Annotated in this window: 2 protein-coding genes; both read right to left on the reverse strand. The window is 66.7% G+C overall.

Going from position 1 to position 1280, the window contains the following annotated elements:
• Nucleotides 1-876: type VI secretion system baseplate subunit TssG (tssG, locus tag AC1DT6_RS40505; RefSeq protein WP_477112233.1), on the reverse strand; the 876-nt coding region annotated here is incomplete at its 3' end.
• 74 nt (nucleotides 877-950) lie between these two features.
• Nucleotides 951-1280: type VI secretion system baseplate subunit TssF (locus tag AC1DT6_RS40510; RefSeq protein WP_441637750.1), on the reverse strand; the 330-nt coding region annotated here is incomplete at its 5' end.

The following is a 1280-nucleotide window of genomic DNA, read 5'->3' on the forward strand; positions in this document are numbered from 1 at the left end:
CCTGAGCTGCGTGGTGTAGCCCAGGCTCACCTGGTCCGAATTCAAGGCCGGCGCCGGCATCAGCGCGGGCCTCACATGCATCTCCAGATGCGCGTGCGCTGCATAGCCCAGGTAGAAGCGCAACAGCGCCGTCACCTCCCGGTGGATGGCACGGCCCGGCATCAGCCCCAGCACCGAGTCGCGGTCCTGTGGCGTGATCACCACGCGTACGGTGTTTGCGCGATCGTAGAAGCCGCGTCCCAGCACACAGTTTTCCCCCAGCGGCATCCGCTCGGTGGCATCGAGGCGCACCCACACCGGGTGGAACTCCTCCACCGTGATGCGCGCGTCCGGCACGGCATGCTGCAGCACGCCGGCGAGGCCTTCGGCGGTGCGTGTGCGCTGGCTGGCCAGTCCCAGCATCGACAACAGCTTGCGTGTGGGGACGGTCTCTTCGGCACCAGGCCTGCCGAAACCCAGCCCGAGCAGGCTCAGCAGGTAACACGACACTTCGTCTTGTCCGCCGCGCCGGAAGCCCATCGGATAGCGGTACTTGCGCGCGACGCGGTAGAACTGCGTGACGATCCGGTGGTGAAACAGGTCCAGCAAGGCCGCCAGCGGCTCTGCCCCGTCGCGACGCTGGGCAATCTCGTCCACGAAGTAGGACGGCATGCGCGCATCCACGCCGTAAAGGCCCAGGAAGGTGGTCCGCACCACCGGCGCTCGCTCGGGGTGGTCGCTATCGTGCTCAACCGCGTATATCTCCCGCCCCGGGAAGCCCAGCCGCCCATACGAGCGGAAACGCACCGGTTCATTGGCCGGGGAATCGGTCGTGCCCAGCGCCGGACGCTGCGGCGCAGACAACTCGATCAGTTCGCAGAGCCGGAAGAAGTTCATCTGCGGCGCACGGGCGAGCAGCGCCGGCAGCAAGGCGCGCTCCTGCGCCTGCGTTGCTGTCAGTTTCGTCGGGCTCAAAACGGTGCCCCCTCGGCCTTGCTGTCGGGCCATGCTTGCCGCTTGCCGCTTGGCTGCGACACGATCACCAGCCGGGTATACAGATTCAGCGTGGCATAGAGCGAGAGGAACCGGTTGAGCATTTCGCCGAAGAGTTCGACGTCGCCCTCGCCGGCAAAGCGGGTGCTATCCAGCAAGACCTCGATCTCCACGCCGCGCAGCAGGCCGCCTTTAACGAGCTTTTGCAGGGGCCGGTGCCGCACGTCCGTGATGGCATCGATGCGCCGGCGGTTCATCTCGCCTTCCGTCCAGTCGTAGAGGGCAAGACTGCCGCGCAGGACCTCGGC

The sequence above is a fragment of the Cupriavidus sp. 01L45 genome (assembly GCF_056399885.1).